Below are 17,409 nucleotides of genomic sequence, written 5' to 3' on the forward strand. Positions count from 1 at the left end.
GAGCGTAGTCTCGGCTGGTGCCGGCGGCAAGGCGCTGAAAGCGCGGCAGTCCAGCGTAGCCCGCATGGAGCGAAGCGGAATGCGGGGGGCTTCACCAAAGGTCCCGGATTCCGCTTCGCTCCTCCGGGCTACAAGAGAGAAGAAATTTACGGCGCCGGGATCGAGAGCAGGCTGGAAATGCTGCTGCCGCGGATGTCGTAGACGCGGGCAAACACCACGTCGTCGCGCTTGATCTCGACCAGCACGGGCGCGGTCAGGCCCTTGCAGTAGAACTCGCCGAGCGTCATGGCGAAATCGGCGGCATTGGAATCCCAGCCGATGGTGAAGTCGGGGCCGAGCGCGACCTGGGCGGGGCGCTGCGGACCGCACACGGCGACCTTCCATTTGCGGTTGCGCGGGGGCACTTCCTGGCGTTCGACCAGCTGCTCGCGCAATTCGTCGGAGGCCTGCTTCAGCGCGAGGCCCCAATAATCCAGCATGAAGCGGTCGTCGGCACCGCGAACGGTGCCGGCGATGTGGTTGAAGTGGGTGTATTGATAGGGATGCAGCCGGATCATCTCGGCGAGCGAGAGCGCCAGGCCAAAGCAGAAGGTGGCGAGCACGACCGGCTGCCAGGTGCGGTGATTGGTGCGCAGGCGCTCCATGGCCCAGGCAAAGGCGACGCCGCCGAGCACCGCCATCGGCGGGATCACGAAGACGAAGTGGCGGATGCCGTTGTACAGTGCCGGCCGCTTCACCATCGCGATCGCGAGTGGCAGGGTCGCGGCGAGCGTCAGCATCAGCAGGATGGTCTTGCGGCGGGCGGGAACCTCGCTACGCGGCAATATAGCGAAGGTGCCGATCACGGCGCCGAACATCAGCACCAGCATCACCTCGGGCAGCTGAAGCGCGAACAGCGTCGGCAGGTAGGACCACGGCATGTCGGGCACGGATACGATCGCGCCGTCGAACATTTCCTTCCAGGGTTTCTCGAAGAAGTGCGAGAAGTACGTCAGCGCCTCGAAGGGGTTGCCGGGCTCCATGATCGACCACGGCCAGATCAGCCCCATCACGAGGTAGCCGAGCGCGAGGCCGGGCAGCAGCACGTAGACGACATGAGCGAAGCGGCGGATCGATTCGCGCAGGCCCTCGCTGCGTAGCTCTTCCAGCAACAGCGGCATGAAGCCGATCACGGCGTAGACCAGCGCCAGGCCGCCGAGGATGCGGGTGCCGAGCGAGAGGCCGGCGCCGAGGCCGATGATGAGGATCGTGCGCGGCGAAGGTTTTGGATATTCCTCGGCGAGGCGGACGAGGCCCAGCATCAGGATGATCATGGCCACCGCGAAGGGCGCGTCCTTCGGATTCATGAACATGTGGCCGTAGAAGATCGGGCAGAGCGCGAGCAGCAGGAGTGAGGCGAGGCCCGCAAGGGGGCCACCGATACGGCGGCCGAGCCGCCACGTCACCGCAAGTCCGATCACGCCGACGACGGCGCCGACCAGACGGCGCGTCTCGAACAGCTCGAGCGGAATCACCTTGTGCAGGAGCGCCGCGACCATGTCGAAGCCGCCGCCATACATATAGAGATTGGCGAAGGAGAGCGCCGCGGTGTCCCTGAAACCGGAACCGAACATGCGCAGCAGCAGGTCGGCATATTCGGCGTGGGTGTAATCGTCCCAGCCGAGTCCGTAGTCGCGGAAGGTCAGGCCGGCCGTGATGGCGACCGCAGCCAGCACCAGCATCGCGAGATCGTCGCAAGTCCGTTCAACCGAGCGCCGCAGAGGCGTGTCGATCGCCGAAGTCGTGATGGATGTCATGGCTATTGGTGACCCGGAATCCCCTCTTGGCCCTGCTGGTGCGCGCGGGCCTGTTCCCCGGAATCCCTATAGCGCAGTTCCATTAGCAAGTAATTGGGCATTATGGCTAAATTCCTGATGCGACGCAGCAAATCCGACCAACTTGAGAGCAACCCAAAAGTAGCGGGCCGTAGCTGAAGGGAATGTGAATAAGTCCCTGATTTCCTTTCCTTTAGGAACGCGGGCTCCAATTCGCCGTTGGCGTGGAACACCGTATGACGGTATCGTGGCGTGACGGGTGTCGCGTATGGCTACGCGGCCGGGGGTGAGTTCGATGACCTTGGCTTTGTTGATCGCTGGGATTTTCGCCATGGTGGCGGGCCTCCTTGCGATCCTGTTTGGCTTCACCGTCAGGGAATTCAGTCTCGGCAGTACCCTCATAATCTCCGGCACGATTGGCGTCTGCTCCGGGATGTTACTGGCCGGCCTCTACGTCGTGGCCGCGGAACTGAAGGGTATCGCCCGCCGACTGGCTGGATCGGTCGCATCGCCCGATGTACGGGTCAGGCCCGTGCTGCCGGGCCTCGCGATGCCTGGAACGCCCGAGCCGGCGGGCCCAGCAAAGACCGAGCCGCCACCGCCAACCGCCGGGGCGCAGCCGTGGCAGAACGAAACGGCCGCACGAGAGCGTCCGCGCGCCGAGCCGCTGCCGGAGCCGGAAGTTCCGCACGCCCCTGAGGCTCCGGAACCCCCGCGCCGGCGTAACCTGATGTTCGCCTCGAGTTCCCGCAAGGAGCGCGAGCGCGCGGAGGCGAAGTCCGGCGAGGGCTTGTCGCCGCAGCCGCATGCAGATTCGTCAGCGGCGCCACCGGACATTCCGCCTGCGAGCTTTGACGACGCCTGGCCGAAGCCGGACCGTATGAGACCTCCGGAGCCGACGGTCGCCTCGCGGCGCCCGCCGCCGCGCTCGCCGTCGACATTCGCGGAGGTTGCTCCCCCGCCTGCACCCGAGCCGGCGCCAGCGCTCGAGCAGGCGCCCGTGACCGTGCTCAAATCCGGCATCGTCGACGGCATGGCCTATTCGCTGTATTCCGACGGCTCGATCGAAGCGCAGATGCCGGAGGGCATGATGCGCTTTGCCTCGATCGACGAGCTGCGCGCCCATCTCGATCAGCGGTCCTGAGGCCCACGTCCAAGTAAAGTGCCGCCGTTCTTGTCACGTCGCCAGTAATCAGCTCAAATTCGTCAGTCGTCTTATTTCAGCCGAACGTATTGTTGACACGGAATACTTTGGCGTCGTCAATCCCGTGAGACGCAAGGTGGAGAAAGGTCGGGCCCATGTCGGATCCCGGGGCTAAGAATGTCATTGAGCTGACGGCGAGCATCGTGTCGGCCTATGTCGGCAACAATCCGACGCCGGCCACTGATATCCCGAACCTGATCAGCCAGGTGCATGGCGCGCTGGTGCGTGTCTCGTCGGGCCGCGCCGAGACGGCGCCGCTCGAGCCGGCGAAGCCGGCGGTGTCGCTGAAGAAGTCGATTGCGCCGGACTATCTGGTCTGTCTGGAAGACGGCAAGCGCTTCAAGTCGCTGAAACGCCATCTGCGCACCCAGTACAACATGACACCCGAGCAATACCGCGAGAAATGGGGCCTGCCGGCCGACTATCCCATGGTCGCGCCGAACTACGCGGTGGCGCGCTCGCAGCTTGCGAAGCAGATGGGACTGGGGCAGCAGCAGCGGAAGCGGAAGTAGAGCCACGCACTCCGCCCTCATCCTGAGGAGCCCGCAAAGCGGGCGTCTCGAAGGATCGCCGCGGGCGGGAGCCGGGCCTTCATGGTTCGAGACGCGCTTCGCGCTCCTCACCATGAGGGTCTTTAAGAAGCCTCCGCGAGTGCCTCTTTGGCGTCGGTCTTGATCCGTTCGACCATCGAGCGCAGGCCGTTGGAACGCTGCGGCGTCAGATGATCGCGAAAGCCGAACTCGTCGAACACCGCGATCGCATCGGTCGCAAGGATCTCCTGCGGCGTGCGGCCGGAGTAAAGCGACAGCACGATCGCGACCAGCCCGCGCACGATGTGGGCATCACTGTCGCCGCGATATTTCAGGATCGGCGCGCCGCCATCGCGATTGACCAGCTTCTGGAGCCAGACCTGGCTGACGCAGCCGTTCACCTTGTTCTCGGCCGAATGCTCGGCCTCGGGCATCGGTTCCAGGGTGCGGCCGAGCTCGATGACGTACCGGTAGCGGTCGTCCCACTCGTCCAGAATCTCGAAATTGTCCCTGATTTCGTCGATCGTCGTCATGCTGGCCCGTGTTCCCGTTCAGGCCAATATAAGGACGCAGGCGCGTGAAATCGATAGGGTTTGGGGGCTAATTCGCCGGCGCAGGCGTCGGGCCGCGCCATTCCAGCGCGAGGTCGTCCTGGGACAGGGTGTCGCGCGGCGACTCGCTCGCAGCAGCATCGCCTTCGCCGGCCAGCGCGATTGAGCCGGTATGGTCGGGCGCCTTCTTGTCGGGCTTCTCGAGCTGCTCTTTCTTGTCGTTGATGATCTGGTAGATCTTGCGCGCGCCGTCCTGTGCGCGCTGGCCGATGATGGTCGCGGCCTGTCCGCCGACCTCGCAGGCCGCGGGCTGGCGCTTGCAGAACTGGGTCATGTCGGAGACGGCCGCGGTCGCAGCCTGCACCGCATCGGCGGCGCCGATCTGCGGCAGCTTCTCCGAGTCGGGCGTCTTGTCCCGCGGCAGGAGCACCAGCACTAGCCCGAGCCAGAATGTGATGCGAAGCAGAAAGCGCATCTTGCGACCTGTATGTTAGACCCCGCCGCGGCGATCTCCGCGGATGTCGGACCTAGCAACTCTCGATAAATCGCAAGTGATTGCCTTCCGCTTAATTCGCGGAAAATTTACGCAGAAATCTTCGCAAACGACGTTCCGGTAAATTTTCGATTGACGTCCACGCCCGCGATTTCTGCCGGCACGCGCATCCACCATTTCGAAACCATGCGGATCACGGTGAAACCCTGTGTTCACCATCCTCGCCGATGTCAGCGTCAAATCGTCTAAAAAGCCCTGCGACGACACGGTGTCCGGCGGCATGCCGCGCCGCCTTAGTGTTCGTTTAAGGTCGCTCTGACACGGTGGCTCAACGACAAGGAGGCGTTCCGGCGCGTCTTCCAAAGACGAGTGAGCTGAAGCGCGAGACCCGTGACAGTTTTGAGTATCATCCGCGATTGTCTCGATGCGCTGCTGCATCCCTCCGCGCGTTACGACGCGCTGACGCGAGCGCGCCATCGTGCCTTCATGGCCCCGCGGCTGCTCGGCAGCCTGGCCGCCTTTGCCGCATTCCCGGTCTATCTCGCCATGCGCGGCGCACCGAGCGCGATCGAGGTCGCCGCCTTCGCCTGGCTGATCGCACCGATCCTGTTGTCTTGGTTCCTGTCGCGCACCGGCCGCTATGAAGGCGCGCATGTGCTGTCGTCGCTGGCGCTCGCGGGCCTGATCATGTCGATTGCGGTGACGACCGGCGGCATCGAATCATTCGCGACGATCTGGCTGGTCGTGGTTCCCCTCGAAGCTGCGCTGTCGGCCTCGCGCCGCGTCGCGGCCTTTGCCTCGCTGCTCGCGCTGTCCTGCGCCGGCGTTCTGATCCTCGTCAGCCAGCTCGGCTGGCTGCCGATTGGCGACACCAGTGCCGCGCAACGCGGGGTGCTGATGGCGTTCGGCGTCGCCTCGGCGACGCTCTATGCTGCGGGCCTCGCCTTCGGTGCGGAATCGCTCGCGCGTACCAGCGTTACGCTGCTGTCGCGAGAGGAGGAGCGTTACCGCCTCCTGGCGCGGAACATGAGCGATGTCATCTCGCGGCATCAGCGCAACGGCGCGGTGCAGTTCATCTCGCCGGCGGTGGAAGCCATGCTCGGCATGCCCGTCGCGCGGCTGCTCGGCCACGGCCTGTTCGATCGCGTCCATGTCGCCGATCGCCCGGCGTATCTGACGGCGCTGTCCGATGCCGCGCGCGGCGACGTGCGCAGCGTCGAGTTCCGGTTGCGCCGGGAGCCTGTCGGCTCGGAGCGTGGCCAGATTGATTTCATCTGGGTCGAGATGCGCTGCCGCCCGCTCGATCAGGATATAGGCCGTGATGCCGCGCGCGAGGCCGACGTCGTCGCCGTGATGCGCGACGTCAGCGATCGCAAGCACGGGGAGGAGGCGCTCGACCAGGCCCGCAGCGCCACCGAGGCGGCCGATGCGGCCAAGACGCGCTTCCTCGCCACCATGAGCCATGAATTGCGTACGCCGCTCAACGCCATCATCGGCTTCTCGGAGATGATCGCGCAGGAGCAGACCTTGATGCTGGGCGCGGCCCAGCGCAGGGAATACGCCCAGCTCATCAACGATTCCGGCCAGCATCTGCTCTCGGTCGTCAACGGCATCCTGGACATGTCCAAGATGGAATCGGGCAATTTCGAGATTGCGTCCGAGCCGTTCGCGCCGCGCGCTTCGTTGATGCATTGCTGCAATCTGCTGGCGCTGAAGGCGCGGGAGAACGGCGTCGATCTCGTTACTGATGCGCCGCAGGACCTGCCCGTCATGACCGGCGATCCGCGCGCCTTCAAGCAGATCGTGCTCAACCTCGTCGCCAACGCCATCAAGTTCACCGAGCGCGGCGGTCAGGTCACCGTAACAGCCGCTGTGTCCGGCTCGCAGCTTGCTCTGCGCATCAGCGACACCGGAATCGGCATCGCGCCTGACGATCTCAAGCGCATCGGCGCGCCGTTCTTCCAGGCCGGCAAGACCTATCAGCGACGCCACGAAGGCACTGGTCTTGGTCTTTCGATCGTCAAGAGCCTCGTGGCGTTGCATCTCGGCGAATTGACGGTACAAAGCAGGCTCGGCGAAGGCACCGCCGTCACCGTCAAGCTGCCGCTCGTCTACACGCCGCAAGCCAAGTCGTCTGATGGAAAGTCGTCTGATGGAAAGTCGTCTGATAAAATGATGTCGGATAGAAAGACGTCCGAGGCGGGCGAGAGCAAGATCACGACGCTGACGCCGGTGCTGCGTCAGGAGTCGCACGACCAAGTTCAGGACCAACCCGCTCTGGTGAAGAAAAGTGCCTAAGAAGTCTGCCAAGGACGAAACCGCTCCGCGCCGCCGTGGCGCCAAGGCCGCGGTCATCGACGTCGAGACCGAGCGCAATCTCGTGTTGCGCGTGCTGCTGCACAGCCCCAAGGATACGCTGGCCGGTCTCGTCGCCGTTGCCGCAATCAGCGCGATCGTTGCCAATGCGCTGTTCCTCCAGACCGGCCGGCATCCGGCGCCGATGTTCGGCACCGTGATCAATCTTCCCGCGCCGTCGTCCCTGCCGCTGCCGAACCCGTTGCCGCGTCCGCGTCCCGTCGGCGCCGATACCTCGCCGCTCGAGCCGAGAGCGACGGAGTTTCGCGCCGAGCCCAGACCTGCGGAGAAGCCGCCGGAGAAGCCCGTCGAAGCGACCGCATCGACGCCGCGCACGGCCGATCCCATGACCAATCTGGTCAAGCAAACGATTTCGGCGCCGCCGTCCGTTGCCGTCGCACGTCCGCCGGCGCCGATTCCGGTGCAGCAAGGCCCGGCCGCGCGGCGTATCGCCGGCGTGCAGCGCGCGCTGTCCGAATACGGCTACGGGAATTTGAAGATCACGGGCACGATGGGCGGCGAGACCCAGTCCGCGATTCAGAAATTCGAGCGCGAGCACAAGATGCAGGTCACAGGGCAAGTGTCCGAGCGCCTGCTGCGCGAACTCGGCGCCGCCATCGGCCATCCCGTCGAATAGTCGCTACGCTTGCGCGAAGGCTGGTGCTGATTGCAGCACTGGCCTATCGTGCGCTCATGCGTCTGAAATCAAATATCTGGGTCGCAGCCTATCTGCGCCGCTGCCAGACCGAGGGCGTGTTCGGCGCGGTGCGCCGTCGCGGAGCCGAAGAGGCGGGCGCTGTGTTCGTCAAGGTGTCGCTGCTCGACGGCAATGCGATGCTGTACGTGCCGGCGCCACAGACCTCCTATGATGACGGACGGCCGGTGGATCGCTTCTTTGTCCCGCTTGCGGCGCAGCCGATGCCTGAACCTGCTGTCGAAGAGCGGCTGACCAAGGAAGTCCGCTTCGACCCGGATGCCTGGATCGTCGAGACCGAGGATCGGGCAGGCCGGCATTTCCTCGAACTGGCGAAGACCTAGCGGTCCGATCCATCAGTGCCCGTCCGCACCGCAGGCGCGGAGCCGGGCTGCACGCCCGGGCGCGTCTGGCTGGCGCCCGCACGCGCGCGCTGGCGCTCGCTGTCATGCAGCGAGGGCTGGTACTTTGCGCGGGTGACGGCGAGCGTCGAGCCGCGCCACGCAGCCAGCATCACCAGCGCCGAGCGGTCGCTGAGGCGATCGTAGAGCCGCGATAGCCGGTACACGTCGGTCACGGAGTTTCCGATCTCCGGCTTGAAGAACAGCAGGATGCGCTGGAACACCGGGCTCGGCATGTCGAGCGCGCGCGCCGCCACCGCGAGCGCTTCGCCGCTTGCGTCGTCGACGATCTGGGCGGCGACGCGCGAGGGCAGGATCAGGCTGTCGCCGAGCTCGAAGGTGAAATTCTCGACGTCGCCCGCAATCGCCGCCATCTCCAGGATCTGGATCGCGCGCTTGGCGCGCACGGTCGGAATCCGCGGCGCGGCCTTCAGCGGCGTTTGCGCCAGATTGTGCAGGATCAACGCGCGCTGCGAGGCCGCGGCGCCGAAGAACATGTCGTGGATCTCAGCCGCTTCCTTCGGTTGCATCGCCATGTTGGCGGCCATGCGCAGCTCGGCGGCGGTCGGCGTGCGGACGGGTGAGGGGGTAGGCGCCGGAGCCGGGATTTCGCGCGCGAGCGGAACCCTGCGGCCTTCCTGGGCCGCGACCAGCCCGAGCTTCTGAAGGACCGGGACGGGTGTCTGCGGATAGATCGCAAGCTTCGCCTTGACGGCCGCGCGCGTCGCATCGTCGACCTGGTCGATCAGCCGCGTGGCGAGCTCGACGAACTGGCGCTGCTCGTCCGCGTTGTGGGCGGGCGCCTGAACGTAGAGGTCGGTGAGCACGCGCAGCAGCGTCGGGCGAACATCGACGCCTTCGCGACGGGAGAGGTTCATCAGCCCGTCGAATCCGGGAAACAGCGACTTGGTCATGGAGAGATACGCGACCTGGAAAAGATACTCGCAGGCAGCCTATCGCAGCCCCCTTTAAAGGCTCGTTAAGGAAAACGAGGCGTGAAGCCGAAGGCGTATTTTGAAGCGTTCCCGTGCCGCAACGGGACGACGGGTCCGGCCCGTGCGGTTACGGTCCGGGTCGGCCCGTTTACACCCCGTTAACCATGAACTGATCTTAATGAATGCACGTTGCATGAGCGCGCCGGGTCGCGTGGCAATTGATAGAGAGCTGACATGGGGACCATCATTGAATTTCCGGCCGGTCGCCGGGTGGGCTCGTCGGGGGACGTGGCTCCGCGCGCGGGCATGGGAACGATTTTGATCCTCCCCGTGATCCGCATCGAGCGCGACAGCGACGAAACCAGCGGCGATCAAGGGCCGGAGCAGGGCACAGCGCCGGGGCGCCGTCGTCGCCGCCGCTAGCCTTCGGCATTTGCAATGCCGGAAAACCTCCGCCAGATCCGGCCTTTCTTGACGGCCGTCCTGCTCGCATTGCTGGGCGCGAGCCTCGCCGCCTGTAGCGGCGGCGATTTCGGCCGGACCCGCGCCGACATGCGCAGCGACGACATGCATCGCTGGCTGGGCGCGGAAGTCACCTCCAGCGTCGGCCTGAAGCCGTCACAATTCCAGCTCACCGACGAAGAGCGCCAGCTGCGCGACCTCGCCTATCCCCTGATCGAGCCGCCGCTGTCGCGGCCTGCCTGGAAGAGCGTGTTCGGCGACTACAAGGCGCTGCCCTCGCCCTGGCGGCAAAAGATCGTGTTCGACCGCACCATGTATGGACGCACGCTGATCGACGAGCCGCACCGTTCGCATTCCTCGCGCTATGCGCAGATGATCGAGGACGTGCGCAACGACATCACCCGCTTCGAGCCGTTCTTCGGCTCCGCGATCCGCGTCATCGACCTCGACAAGAAGCGCAATGCCAGCATGGCACGCGTCTCCGGCCTCTCGCCGAAGGAGAAGGAGGACGCGGTCGAGCGCATGCAGGAAAATTCGCTGATCATCCAATGGGTGCAGCAGTGCCTCGAGCAGCGCGTCTCGTCCTATCGCTGGGGTCTGGAGCGGCTGGTGATCCAGGCGCCCGACGGCATGGCCGCCGATGCCGACCGGCTGATCGGTGAGCTCGCAGCCCAGACCGCCAACCCCCCGGTCGCGGCCCAGCCGCCCTACGGCCGCGCGGTCGTCTCGAAGGGCTGATCATTTCAAGGGCTGATCATCTTGCGGCTGTGCGCCGGCGCTTGATTGCATCGGGCCTGGTGCGCTGCTTCTGGAGCTTGCCGACAAAATCCTTCAGCGCATCCGCCAGCGGCACCGAGGCACGATAGGCGAGCCCGACCTCGCGCTTCACCTTGACCTCGATCTCGCGCACGGCGACGTCGGGATTGCCGCGCGCCACGCCTTCCGGAACGATGGCGATGCCAACGCCGGCCGCGACCAATGCCATGGCCCAGTCTTCCGATTGCGCGATCGCCGCGGTCTGGCCCCGCTTTGAAGCGCGACCGAAGAATTCGCTCTGCTCGCAATGGCAGCGGTCGATCAGCGGAGCATCTGCGAGATCGACGGCGCGCAGCTTCTCTTTCAGCGTCAGCGGATGCGACGGCGGCAGCACCGCGACATAGCGCTCGCTCCACAGCGCGACGAAATGCTCGTCATTGCGCAGCATGGTTTTCGAGATGATCCGCGCATCGGCACGCTCGTCGCTGCCGACGAGGCGGAGCGCGATGTCGGCGCGGGCCGTCAGCGGCTTGAGCAGCGCGATCGTTCTGGGCACGTCGAGCGTCCGCATCAGGCCCAGCGTGACGGTGGTCCTGGTCGCCGGCCTCCTGAACAGGCTGCGCGCGGCATCGGTCTCGTCGATGATGCGGCGGGCCAGTGCATGAAACTGCTCCGCCGAGGCCGTCGGCGCAACGCCCTTCTTGTGGCGGATGAACAGCGTGGTGCCGAGCTCGGCCTCAAGACTGGTGATCGCAGTCGAGATCGATGGCTGCGACACGAAGCAGGTGCGTGCCGCGGCGGTCAGATTGCGTTCGCGGTAGACGGCGGCGAAATAGCGAAGCTCGCGGATATCCATAGGATCGTCCTAGAGATGACATCAATAATCTATATTTTACCTATGGATCGAGCGATGACAAGAACGCTCTGCTCGCAACAGGCAGGGACGCGCGATGAAAATCCACCATCTCAACACCGGCACGATGTGTCCGATGGGGCGGCGCCTCGTAAACGGCTCCGGCAGCCTGTTCCAGCGCGCCCGCCTGGTCTGTCATTGTCTGCTGGTGGAGACCAATGGCGGGCTCGCTTTGGTCGATACCGGCATTGGGCTTGGTGATATCGCAGCACCCGAGCGGCTGGGTCGGCGATGGCTGCGGCAGACCGCGCCGAGGCTCGATCCGGCGGAGACGGCGGTGCAGCAGGTGAAGGCGCTTGGCTATTCACCCAAAGACGTGCGTCACGTGCTGCTGACGCATCTCGATCGCGATCACGCCGGCGGCGTGCCCGACTTTCCCCATGCCGCGATCCACGTCCACCGCGCCGAATACGACATGGCGGTGCTGCGCAAGCCGGCGCCGCCCGAGGGGCGCTATGTCACCGGACAGTGGAGCCACGGACCGAGCTGGACATTCTACGGCGAAGCCGGCGAAGACTGGTTCGGCTTCGAGGGCGTGCGCGCGCTCGGCGACAACGACGCCGACATCCTGATGATCCCGCTCGCCGGCCACACGCTCGGCCATTGCGGCATCGCGGTGCGGTCAGGCGACAGATGGCTGCTGCATGCCGGCGACAGCTATTTCCATCACGCCCAGCTCGACGCATCGCCCCGCATGCCGCTGATGCTGGGCTATTTCCAGCGCAAGGGCGACATGGACCGGGGCATGCGGATTGCCAACCAGGCGCGGCTGCGCGCGCTGAAACGCGACCACGGCGACCGCGTCACGATCGTCAACAGCCACGATCCCGTCGACTACGAACGCTGCCGGTGCGGCACGCATTGATCGCGCCCGTCAGCGCTGCCCATCATGCACGGAGATGTCGGATGCCGCGAGGCCCCCGATGCGCGAGTGAGGCCGGCCGCCGGTCGCCATCACGAGTCCGAAGGCGATCTCGTCGCGCCGTGGCGAATCCCACAGCGTCATCTCCGCCGTGCCGAAATGGCTGCGCACATAACACGCGTGGATGTGGCCGAGCGGGACCATCAGGCGCGTGCCCGGACCTCCGATGGTCTTTGCCGCCGGCACGATCGCTTTGGGTTGGCCGAGCACCTCGCGCATGCCGTGCCCGCCGGCTTCGTGCCAGACGGCGCCATGCTCGAGCTCGCCGTCCTCGCCGACGATGATGCCCTTGCCATAGGCCTCGACGTGCGCCGCGCCGCCGAGCTGCGCGATCAGTCGCGTTGCGAGCTCGCGCCCGAGCTCACGCAAGGAAGCTTGAAACGGCATCAGATTGGGCTCGTAGCGGCCCGCGAAGGGATTGCGGATCACCGCGACGGCGGTGCCAACAAGCAGCGGCTTCTCCAGCCGAGGGCCGCGCTCATGCCAGACCGTCTCGACGTTGAGCGCGGTCTTACGAATGTCGTAGGCGGACATGCGCAGGCTCTATGCTTCGTCGACGACGGGATTGCGCAGCACGCCGATGTTCTCGATCTCGACCTCGACCACGTCGCCGGGCTTGAGGAAGACCGGCGGCTTGCGGGTGAAGCCGACGCCGGCCGGCGTGCCGGTGGCGATGACGTCGCCGGGGACGAGGTCGAAGATGGTCGAGCTGTACTCGATCAGCCGCGGGATCGAGAAGATCAGCATCGAAGTGTCGGAGGACTGCACCACCGCACCGTTGACGCGCGTTTCGAGCTTCAGCTTGGTGGGGTCGCCGATCTCGTCCGGCGTCACCAGCCACGGTCCGAACGGGCCGGTGCCGACGAAGTTCTTGCCGGAGGCGATCTGCTGGGCGTGACGCTGCCAGTCGCGAACGCTGACGTCGTTGTAGATCGAGTAACCCGCCACGTGACTCCAGGCGTCGGCCTGGCTGATGTGACGACCGCCCTTGCCGATGACGACGGCGAGCTCGCCTTCCCAGTCGAAATTGTCCGAGACCTTCGGTCGGATCACCGGCGCGTTGTGCGCGACCTGGGAGCGCCAGACCCGGAGGAAGATCGGCGGAAACTCTGTGATCTCGCGCTTCATGCCGAACGCCACCGCTTCATTGTGGTGGTCGAGATAATTGCGCACGGCGCAGACGATCTTCTCGGGGCGCGGGATCACCGGAAGATATTTGACGTCGCTGAGCGCCATGGTCGGCTTGTGCCCGGCGACGATGGCCTCGCGCCGCGCGTAGTCATCGCTGCCGAGAAAGTCCGCGAGAGCAGGGTACTGGGGCAGGGCGCGGGCGAGATCCACGACGCCATTTTCGACAATTGCGCCCCAGCTTTCCCGATTTCCGTCCAAAAACGACAGCAGCTTCATGGTTTTGCCCCGAGGGTTCGCTTGAGAGGATGATATTTTCGATGACGTGCATTATTTTCGAAAATATGTCGGGACGCAAGCCCACCGCGGCAAAAAGCCGGCAGCCTATTCGGTGTCGAGCAGGTGCCCGGCGTATGCCGCGACGTTGTCGGCGGTCGTGCGGATATGCGTCTCGATCAATTGCACCGCGAGATCCGGATTGCGCGCGATGGCGGCCTGCATGATCGCCTGATGCTCGCCGGCCTTGTCGCGCGGGCGCGGCCGGAAATTGGCCGACAGATGCCGATAGCGCTCGGCGCGATCGAACAGCTCGGCGCGAATGGCAAGAAGGGTGGCTGAGCCGCAAGCGGACACCAGTGCCTGGTGGAATTGGCGGTGGGCGATCTTCCATTCGGGATCGCGCAGCGGGTGCTCGGGATCGCGCTGCTCGATCCGCTTCAATCTGTGCAGGGTCGAAATGACGGCGATTTCCCAATCGTCGTCGCCCCTTTCAATCGAGCGCCGGATCAGTTCCACCTCGATCAGCACCCGGGCATCGGTGACCTCCACCAGATCGCGGCGGCTGACCGGCGCCACGCGATATCCGCGTTGCTCCTGCGCGTCGACCAGGCCTTCGGCGGCGAGCGCGGTCAGCGCCTCGCGCAGCGTCGTGAAGCTCGCGCCGAATCGCTCGCGCAGGACGTCGAACCGCAACGGCTCGCCCGGCGCCAGGGCGCAGGTAATGATCTCCTCGCGCAGCCGATGGGTGATGTCGGCGGCAATGGTCTTGCCGAATTCCTTGCGGGGGCGAATGGCGCTGTCGGGCATGGTGCCTGTCATTGAATCGATGCCCCAAGATGCCGCGCCAACGAGCATCTTGCAATAATTTTCGTAAAGGATATGATTTTCGAAAATATAGGCGGGGGAGCAGTGAAATCATGAGGGCAGTGCTGGTGCGTCAGCCGGGTGGGCCGGATGCACTCGAATTGGTCGAGCTTCCGGCGCCTGTGCCCGGTCCCGGCCAGGTGCAGATCCGGGCCGAGGCATTCGGGGTGGGGCAGCCCGATGTGCTGATCCGCCGTGGAATCTACAAATGGATGCCGCCGCTGCCGGCCAATCCCGGCAATGACGTCGCGGGCCGCATTGCCGCGCTCGGGCCCGGCGTCGAGGGGTTTGCGATCGGCCAGAAGGTGCTGCTGAGCGCGCGCGATCTGTCTCAGCGCGGCGGCTGCTATGCCGACTATGTGGTGGCGCCCGCCGACGCCGTTCACGCGCTGCCCGACAATGTCGATCTGCGAGCCGCCGTATGCCTGTCGAACTACCAGGTCGCCTACGCGCTGCTGCACGAATGCCGCCATCCGCGCGCACCCGCGAGCGTGCTGGTGATTGGCGCTGCCGGCGGCGTCGGCACCGCGCTGGTGCAACTGGCAAAACTCGCCAAGATGAATGTCATCGGCACGGTCTCGACCGACGAGAAGGCAGCGTTTGCGAAGGCGAACGGCGCCGATCACACCATCTTCTACCGCCGCGAGGACGTCGTGGCGCGGACGCGTGAACTGACAGACGGCGAGGGTGTCGGCCTCGTGCTCGATCATGTCTGCGGTCCCGAGTTTACTGGCTATCTCGGCGCGCTCGGCAAATGGGGAACGCTGCTGTCGTACAATGCCTTCGCCGGATTGCCGGAAGAGAATTTGATGGCGGCGATGCGCGACCATCTCGACATCTGTCCTGCGATACGCTGCTTCTCCTTCCACATCTACGACCACGATCGGGACGGGCGTCGCGCGCTGATGCGCAACGTGATCGATGCGCTGAGCCGCAATGCGATCAAGCCGGCGATCTCGGCGGTCCTCACGCTCGACGAAGTCAGCAAGGCCCATACGCTGCTCGAGCAGGGCTCCGCGCTCGGCAAGATCATCATGACGCCATGAGGGGGTGGATTGCACGATGACGACACAAGCACCCATTGCACGCTTCACCCGGCTTCGGCACGCGAGCTTTGCCTCGCCCGATCCCGAGCGGCTGCTCGACTATTATCGCGCCGTGATCGGGCTTGGCCTCGTCGGCCGCGACGGAGACCGCACGTTCCTCGCCAACGATTCCGAGCAGCTTTCGCTGGTGATCGAGCCCGGCGACGCGGCGCTGACGAGCATCGGCTTCGAGATATCTCCCGACGTCCAGATCGAGGCGCTGGGTGCCGCGCTGAAGCAGGCCGATCTGCGGCCCGAGCTCCAGAGCGATCCCCTGCCTGGCGTTTCCAAATTGTTGTCGTTCAGCGATCCCGACGGCACACGCTTCGAGCTGATCCAGGGCTGGACGCCGACGCCCGCGCAGGAGCGGATCGGTGCGCTTGCCGTCACCAAGCTCGGCCATGTCGCCCTTCGCACGCCCGATCCGCGCGCGGCTTCGGAGTTCTATGCGAAATTCATGGGCCTGCGGGTCTCGGACTGGATCGAGGACCGCTTCGTCTTCATGCGCAGCGGCTATGAACATCACACGCTGAACTTCGCCCGCGCCCCCGACCGCGGCCTGCATCATGTCGCGTTCGAGCTGCGCGGCCCGACCCATATGCAGCAGGCTTGCGACCATCTCGCCCGGCACAAGCTTGCCGTTCTCTGGGGACCGGTCCGTCACGGTCCCGGCCACAACACGGCGATCTATCACCGCAATCCCGACGGGCATCTGGTCGAGCTGTTTTGCGATCTCGACCGCATGACCGACGAGGCGCTCGGCTATTTCGAGCCGCGTCCCTGGCATCGCGATCGTCCGCAGCGGCCAAAAGTCTGGGTCGGCCTGCCGCGCGACGTCTGGGGCATGCCGCCGTCACCTGAATGCACCGAGTTCGCCCGCTAGGCGAGCCGACGACGACTTGAAGAACGCCGCATCGTTGCGGCCAACGACATAACAATCAAAGGGAGAAGCATCCATGCGACGGATGAAGCGGCTTGCTGCGGCCATTTTTCTGCTTGGTAGTTTTCTTGGCGGTTGTCTTGGCGGTTTTCTCGCAACCACCCCGGCGTCGGCGGACAATTATCCGTCGCGCCCGATCCGGCTGTTGCATGGATTTGCCGCGGGTGGGGCGGCCGATACGCTGTCGCGCATCGTCGCCGACGGGCTCTCGAAAAAGCTCGGGCAGCCGGTCATCGTCGAGGCCAAGCCCGGCGCCGGCGGCAACATCGCGGCGGATGCGATCGCGAAGGCCGCACCCGACGGCTACACGCTCGGCCTCGTCACCGGCGCTCACGCCATTTCCGCGGCGACCTACAAGAGCCTCGCCTACCAGCCGGCCGAGAGTTTCGAGATGATCTCGACGCTGGTCTACTATGCGCTCGTCATCGCGGTGCGTAGCGACTACCCGGCAAAATCGCTGGGCGAGCTCGTCGCCCTGGCAAAGCAGAAACCTGGCGCGCTTTCCTTCGGATCGGTCGGTTTCGGCAGCACGCACCATCTTGCAGGAGAGCTGTTGAACGCAGCCGCCGGCGTCGAGATCGTGCACGTGCCGTATCGCGGCGATTCTCAATCTGTCACCGCCCTGCTCGGCGGAGAGGTTCCTGTTATCGTCGGCACGCCGGTCCTGCTCGCCCCGCAGATCCAGAGCGGTGGGATCCGCGGCCTGGCGGTGACCTCGCCGACGCGCACCGCATTGTTGCCCGACGTTCCGACGGTTCAGGAAGCCGGCATCAAAGGATATGACGTGCGCACCTGGGCCGGCCTCCTGGCCCCGAAGGGAACGCCGCCCGCCATCATGGCGGCGCTCAATGCCGCGACGCTCGAGGTGCTAAAGGATCCCGAGACCAAGCAGCGGCTGGAGACCGCCGTCGGCGGCGAAGTCCGCGGCAGCACGCCGGAAGAGATGAAGGCCCTGATCGAGACCGAGATCAGCAAATGGACCGGCGTGGTGGAACGGGCGAAGATTCCGAAGATCTGACGATCGAAAGTGCAGAAGTGAACATAGCGCGTCCTCCCGCGTGCGGTAGTTCACAGCGTGGGAAC

The 17,409-nt window shown here is 65.3% G+C and carries 19 protein-coding genes; 11 read left to right on the forward strand and 8 right to left on the reverse strand.

What is annotated here, in order from left to right:
- Positions 1 to 146 precede the first annotated feature (146 nt).
- Entirely contained in the window at positions 147 to 1,796 is a 1,650-nt protein-coding gene (locus tag IVB31_RS01685) for a glycosyltransferase family 39 protein (protein WP_247317779.1), read from the reverse strand.
- Positions 1,797 to 2,109: 313 nt separating this feature from the next.
- On the opposite strand from IVB31_RS01685, the gene IVB31_RS01690 reads away from it, so the two are divergent.
- Positions 2,110 to 2,958 carry a DUF308 domain-containing protein gene (locus IVB31_RS01690; RefSeq protein ID WP_247317782.1) on the forward strand — a complete coding sequence of 283 codons (849 nt, stop codon included), beginning with the start codon at positions 2,110 to 2,112 and terminating at the stop codon, positions 2,956 to 2,958.
- Between the two features lie 155 nt (positions 2,959 to 3,113).
- Positions 3,114 to 3,530, forward strand: coding sequence for a MucR family transcriptional regulator (locus IVB31_RS01695; protein ID WP_247317784.1), 417 nt, complete (start codon positions 3,114 to 3,116; stop codon positions 3,528 to 3,530).
- A 122-nt stretch (positions 3,531 to 3,652) separates the two neighbouring features.
- Here IVB31_RS01695 and IVB31_RS01700 read toward each other — a convergent pair whose 3' ends face one another.
- Together IVB31_RS01700 and IVB31_RS01705 are read right to left on the reverse strand one after the other, a co-directional pair.
- Positions 3,653 to 4,081: a SufE family protein gene (locus tag IVB31_RS01700; RefSeq protein WP_247317786.1), complete on the reverse strand. Its 429-nt coding sequence runs from the start codon at positions 4,079 to 4,081 to the stop codon at positions 3,653 to 3,655.
- Positions 4,082 to 4,148: 67 nt separating this feature from the next.
- A complete protein-coding gene (locus IVB31_RS01705) occupies positions 4,149 to 4,574 on the reverse strand; it encodes a DUF5330 domain-containing protein (RefSeq protein ID WP_247317787.1) in 426 nt (141 codons plus the stop codon).
- Positions 4,575 to 4,982: 408 nt separating this feature from the next.
- On the opposite strand from IVB31_RS01705, the gene IVB31_RS01710 reads away from it, so the two are divergent.
- Genes IVB31_RS01710 through IVB31_RS01720 form a run of 3 tightly spaced genes read left to right on the forward strand, consistent with a single transcriptional unit; the run spans position 4,983 to position 7,985 of the window.
- Positions 4,983 to 6,890, forward strand: coding sequence for an ATP-binding protein (locus tag IVB31_RS01710; protein WP_247317789.1), 1,908 nt, complete (start codon positions 4,983 to 4,985; stop codon positions 6,888 to 6,890).
- Positions 6,883 to 7,584 carry a peptidoglycan-binding domain-containing protein gene (locus IVB31_RS01715; RefSeq protein ID WP_247317791.1) on the forward strand — a complete coding sequence of 234 codons (702 nt, stop codon included), beginning with the start codon at positions 6,883 to 6,885 and terminating at the stop codon, positions 7,582 to 7,584. Before IVB31_RS01710 ends, IVB31_RS01715 begins: the two co-directional genes overlap by 8 nt.
- 56 nt (positions 7,585 to 7,640) lie before the next feature.
- Positions 7,641 to 7,985 carry a DUF1491 family protein gene (locus IVB31_RS01720; protein WP_247319361.1) on the forward strand — a complete coding sequence of 115 codons (345 nt, stop codon included), beginning with the start codon at positions 7,641 to 7,643 and terminating at the stop codon, positions 7,983 to 7,985.
- Here the strand turns inward: IVB31_RS01720 and IVB31_RS01725 are convergent.
- Positions 7,982 to 8,956 (reverse strand): DUF2336 domain-containing protein, encoded by a 975-nt coding sequence (locus tag IVB31_RS01725; protein ID WP_247317794.1) that lies wholly within the window; start codon positions 8,954 to 8,956, stop codon positions 7,982 to 7,984. The genes IVB31_RS01720 and IVB31_RS01725 overlap by 4 nt on opposite strands.
- 255 nt (positions 8,957 to 9,211) lie before the next feature.
- Between IVB31_RS01725 and IVB31_RS01730 the strand changes: the two genes are divergently transcribed.
- Both IVB31_RS01730 and IVB31_RS01735 read left to right on the forward strand, forming a co-directional pair.
- Positions 9,212 to 9,400, forward strand: a complete 189-nt coding sequence (locus IVB31_RS01730; protein ID WP_247317795.1) for a hypothetical protein — start codon at positions 9,212 to 9,214, stop codon at positions 9,398 to 9,400.
- A gap of 15 nt (positions 9,401 to 9,415) precedes the next feature.
- Positions 9,416 to 10,177 carry a hypothetical protein gene (locus IVB31_RS01735; RefSeq protein WP_247317797.1) on the forward strand — a complete coding sequence of 254 codons (762 nt, stop codon included), beginning with the start codon at positions 9,416 to 9,418 and terminating at the stop codon, positions 10,175 to 10,177.
- Positions 10,178 to 10,193: 16 nt separating this feature from the next.
- On the opposite strand, the gene IVB31_RS01740 is transcribed toward IVB31_RS01735, so the two are convergent.
- Positions 10,194 to 11,051 (reverse strand): LysR family transcriptional regulator, encoded by an 858-nt coding sequence (locus tag IVB31_RS01740; protein ID WP_247317800.1) that lies wholly within the window; start codon positions 11,049 to 11,051, stop codon positions 10,194 to 10,196.
- 94 nt (positions 11,052 to 11,145) lie between these two features.
- Here IVB31_RS01740 and IVB31_RS01745 point away from each other — a divergent pair, with 94 nt between their 5' ends.
- Positions 11,146 to 11,973 (forward strand): MBL fold metallo-hydrolase, encoded by an 828-nt coding sequence (locus IVB31_RS01745; protein ID WP_247317802.1) that lies wholly within the window; start codon positions 11,146 to 11,148, stop codon positions 11,971 to 11,973.
- Between the two features lie 9 nt (positions 11,974 to 11,982).
- On the opposite strand, the gene IVB31_RS01750 is transcribed toward IVB31_RS01745, so the two are convergent.
- From IVB31_RS01750 to IVB31_RS01760, 3 genes are all read right to left on the reverse strand, one after another.
- Positions 11,983 to 12,564 (reverse strand): amino acid synthesis family protein, encoded by a 582-nt coding sequence (locus tag IVB31_RS01750; protein WP_247317804.1) that lies wholly within the window; start codon positions 12,562 to 12,564, stop codon positions 11,983 to 11,985.
- A 9-nt stretch (positions 12,565 to 12,573) separates the two neighbouring features.
- Positions 12,574 to 13,437 (reverse strand): fumarylacetoacetate hydrolase family protein, encoded by an 864-nt coding sequence (locus tag IVB31_RS01755; protein ID WP_247317806.1) that lies wholly within the window; start codon positions 13,435 to 13,437, stop codon positions 12,574 to 12,576.
- 105 nt (positions 13,438 to 13,542) lie between these two features.
- The gene (locus tag IVB31_RS01760) at positions 13,543 to 14,244 is read right to left on the reverse strand and encodes an FCD domain-containing protein (protein ID WP_247317810.1); all 702 of its coding nucleotides are present in this window, start codon (positions 14,242 to 14,244) and stop codon (positions 13,543 to 13,545) included.
- A 110-nt stretch (positions 14,245 to 14,354) separates the two neighbouring features.
- Between IVB31_RS01760 and IVB31_RS01765 the strand changes: the two genes are divergently transcribed.
- The 3 genes from IVB31_RS01765 to IVB31_RS01775 all read left to right on the forward strand — a co-directional run bounded on the left by IVB31_RS01765 (position 14,355) and on the right by IVB31_RS01775 (position 17,344).
- Positions 14,355 to 15,347, forward strand: coding sequence for a zinc-dependent alcohol dehydrogenase family protein (locus tag IVB31_RS01765; protein WP_247317814.1), 993 nt, complete (start codon positions 14,355 to 14,357; stop codon positions 15,345 to 15,347).
- 16 nt (positions 15,348 to 15,363) lie between these two features.
- On the forward strand, positions 15,364 to 16,269 hold the full coding sequence (locus IVB31_RS01770) for a VOC family protein (protein WP_247317817.1): 906 nt from the start codon (positions 15,364 to 15,366) through the stop codon (positions 16,267 to 16,269).
- A 73-nt stretch (positions 16,270 to 16,342) separates the two neighbouring features.
- Positions 16,343 to 17,344, forward strand: a complete 1,002-nt coding sequence (locus IVB31_RS01775) for a tripartite tricarboxylate transporter substrate binding protein (protein ID WP_247317820.1) — start codon at positions 16,343 to 16,345, stop codon at positions 17,342 to 17,344.
- Positions 17,345 to 17,409 lie beyond the last annotated feature (65 nt).

It is taken from the genome of Bradyrhizobium sp. 21, assembly GCF_023073335.1.
Lineage (GTDB): Bacteria > Pseudomonadota > Alphaproteobacteria > Rhizobiales > Xanthobacteraceae > Bradyrhizobium.

Coding starts and splice junctions, on each gene's coding strand:
- IVB31_RS01775 (WP_247317820.1), top strand. CDS start 16,343: ATGCGACGGATGAAGCGGCTTGCTGCGGCCATTTTTCTGCTTGGTAGT.
- IVB31_RS01700 (WP_247317786.1), bottom strand. CDS start 4,081: ATGACGACGATCGACGAAATCAGGGACAATTTCGAGATTCTGGACGAG.
- IVB31_RS01730 (WP_247317795.1), top strand. CDS start 9,212: ATGGGGACCATCATTGAATTTCCGGCCGGTCGCCGGGTGGGCTCGTCG.
- IVB31_RS01755 (WP_247317806.1), bottom strand. CDS start 13,437: ATGAAGCTGCTGTCGTTTTTGGACGGAAATCGGGAAAGCTGGGGCGCA.
- IVB31_RS01750 (WP_247317804.1), bottom strand. CDS start 12,564: ATGTCCGCCTACGACATTCGTAAGACCGCGCTCAACGTCGAGACGGTC.
- IVB31_RS01760 (WP_247317810.1), bottom strand. CDS start 14,244: ATGCCCGACAGCGCCATTCGCCCCCGCAAGGAATTCGGCAAGACCATT.
- IVB31_RS01690 (WP_247317782.1), top strand. CDS start 2,110: ATGACCTTGGCTTTGTTGATCGCTGGGATTTTCGCCATGGTGGCGGGC.
- IVB31_RS01720 (WP_247319361.1), top strand. CDS start 7,641: ATGCGTCTGAAATCAAATATCTGGGTCGCAGCCTATCTGCGCCGCTGC.
- IVB31_RS01685 (WP_247317779.1), bottom strand. CDS start 1,796: ATGACATCCATCACGACTTCGGCGATCGACACGCCTCTGCGGCGCTCG.
- IVB31_RS01705 (WP_247317787.1), bottom strand. CDS start 4,574: ATGCGCTTTCTGCTTCGCATCACATTCTGGCTCGGGCTAGTGCTGGTG.
- IVB31_RS01725 (WP_247317794.1), bottom strand. CDS start 8,956: ATGACCAAGTCGCTGTTTCCCGGATTCGACGGGCTGATGAACCTCTCC.
- IVB31_RS01765 (WP_247317814.1), top strand. CDS start 14,355: ATGAGGGCAGTGCTGGTGCGTCAGCCGGGTGGGCCGGATGCACTCGAA.
- IVB31_RS01735 (WP_247317797.1), top strand. CDS start 9,416: ATGCCGGAAAACCTCCGCCAGATCCGGCCTTTCTTGACGGCCGTCCTG.
- IVB31_RS01740 (WP_247317800.1), bottom strand. CDS start 11,051: ATGGATATCCGCGAGCTTCGCTATTTCGCCGCCGTCTACCGCGAACGC.
- IVB31_RS01695 (WP_247317784.1), top strand. CDS start 3,114: ATGTCGGATCCCGGGGCTAAGAATGTCATTGAGCTGACGGCGAGCATC.
- IVB31_RS01745 (WP_247317802.1), top strand. CDS start 11,146: ATGAAAATCCACCATCTCAACACCGGCACGATGTGTCCGATGGGGCGG.
- IVB31_RS01770 (WP_247317817.1), top strand. CDS start 15,364: ATGACGACACAAGCACCCATTGCACGCTTCACCCGGCTTCGGCACGCG.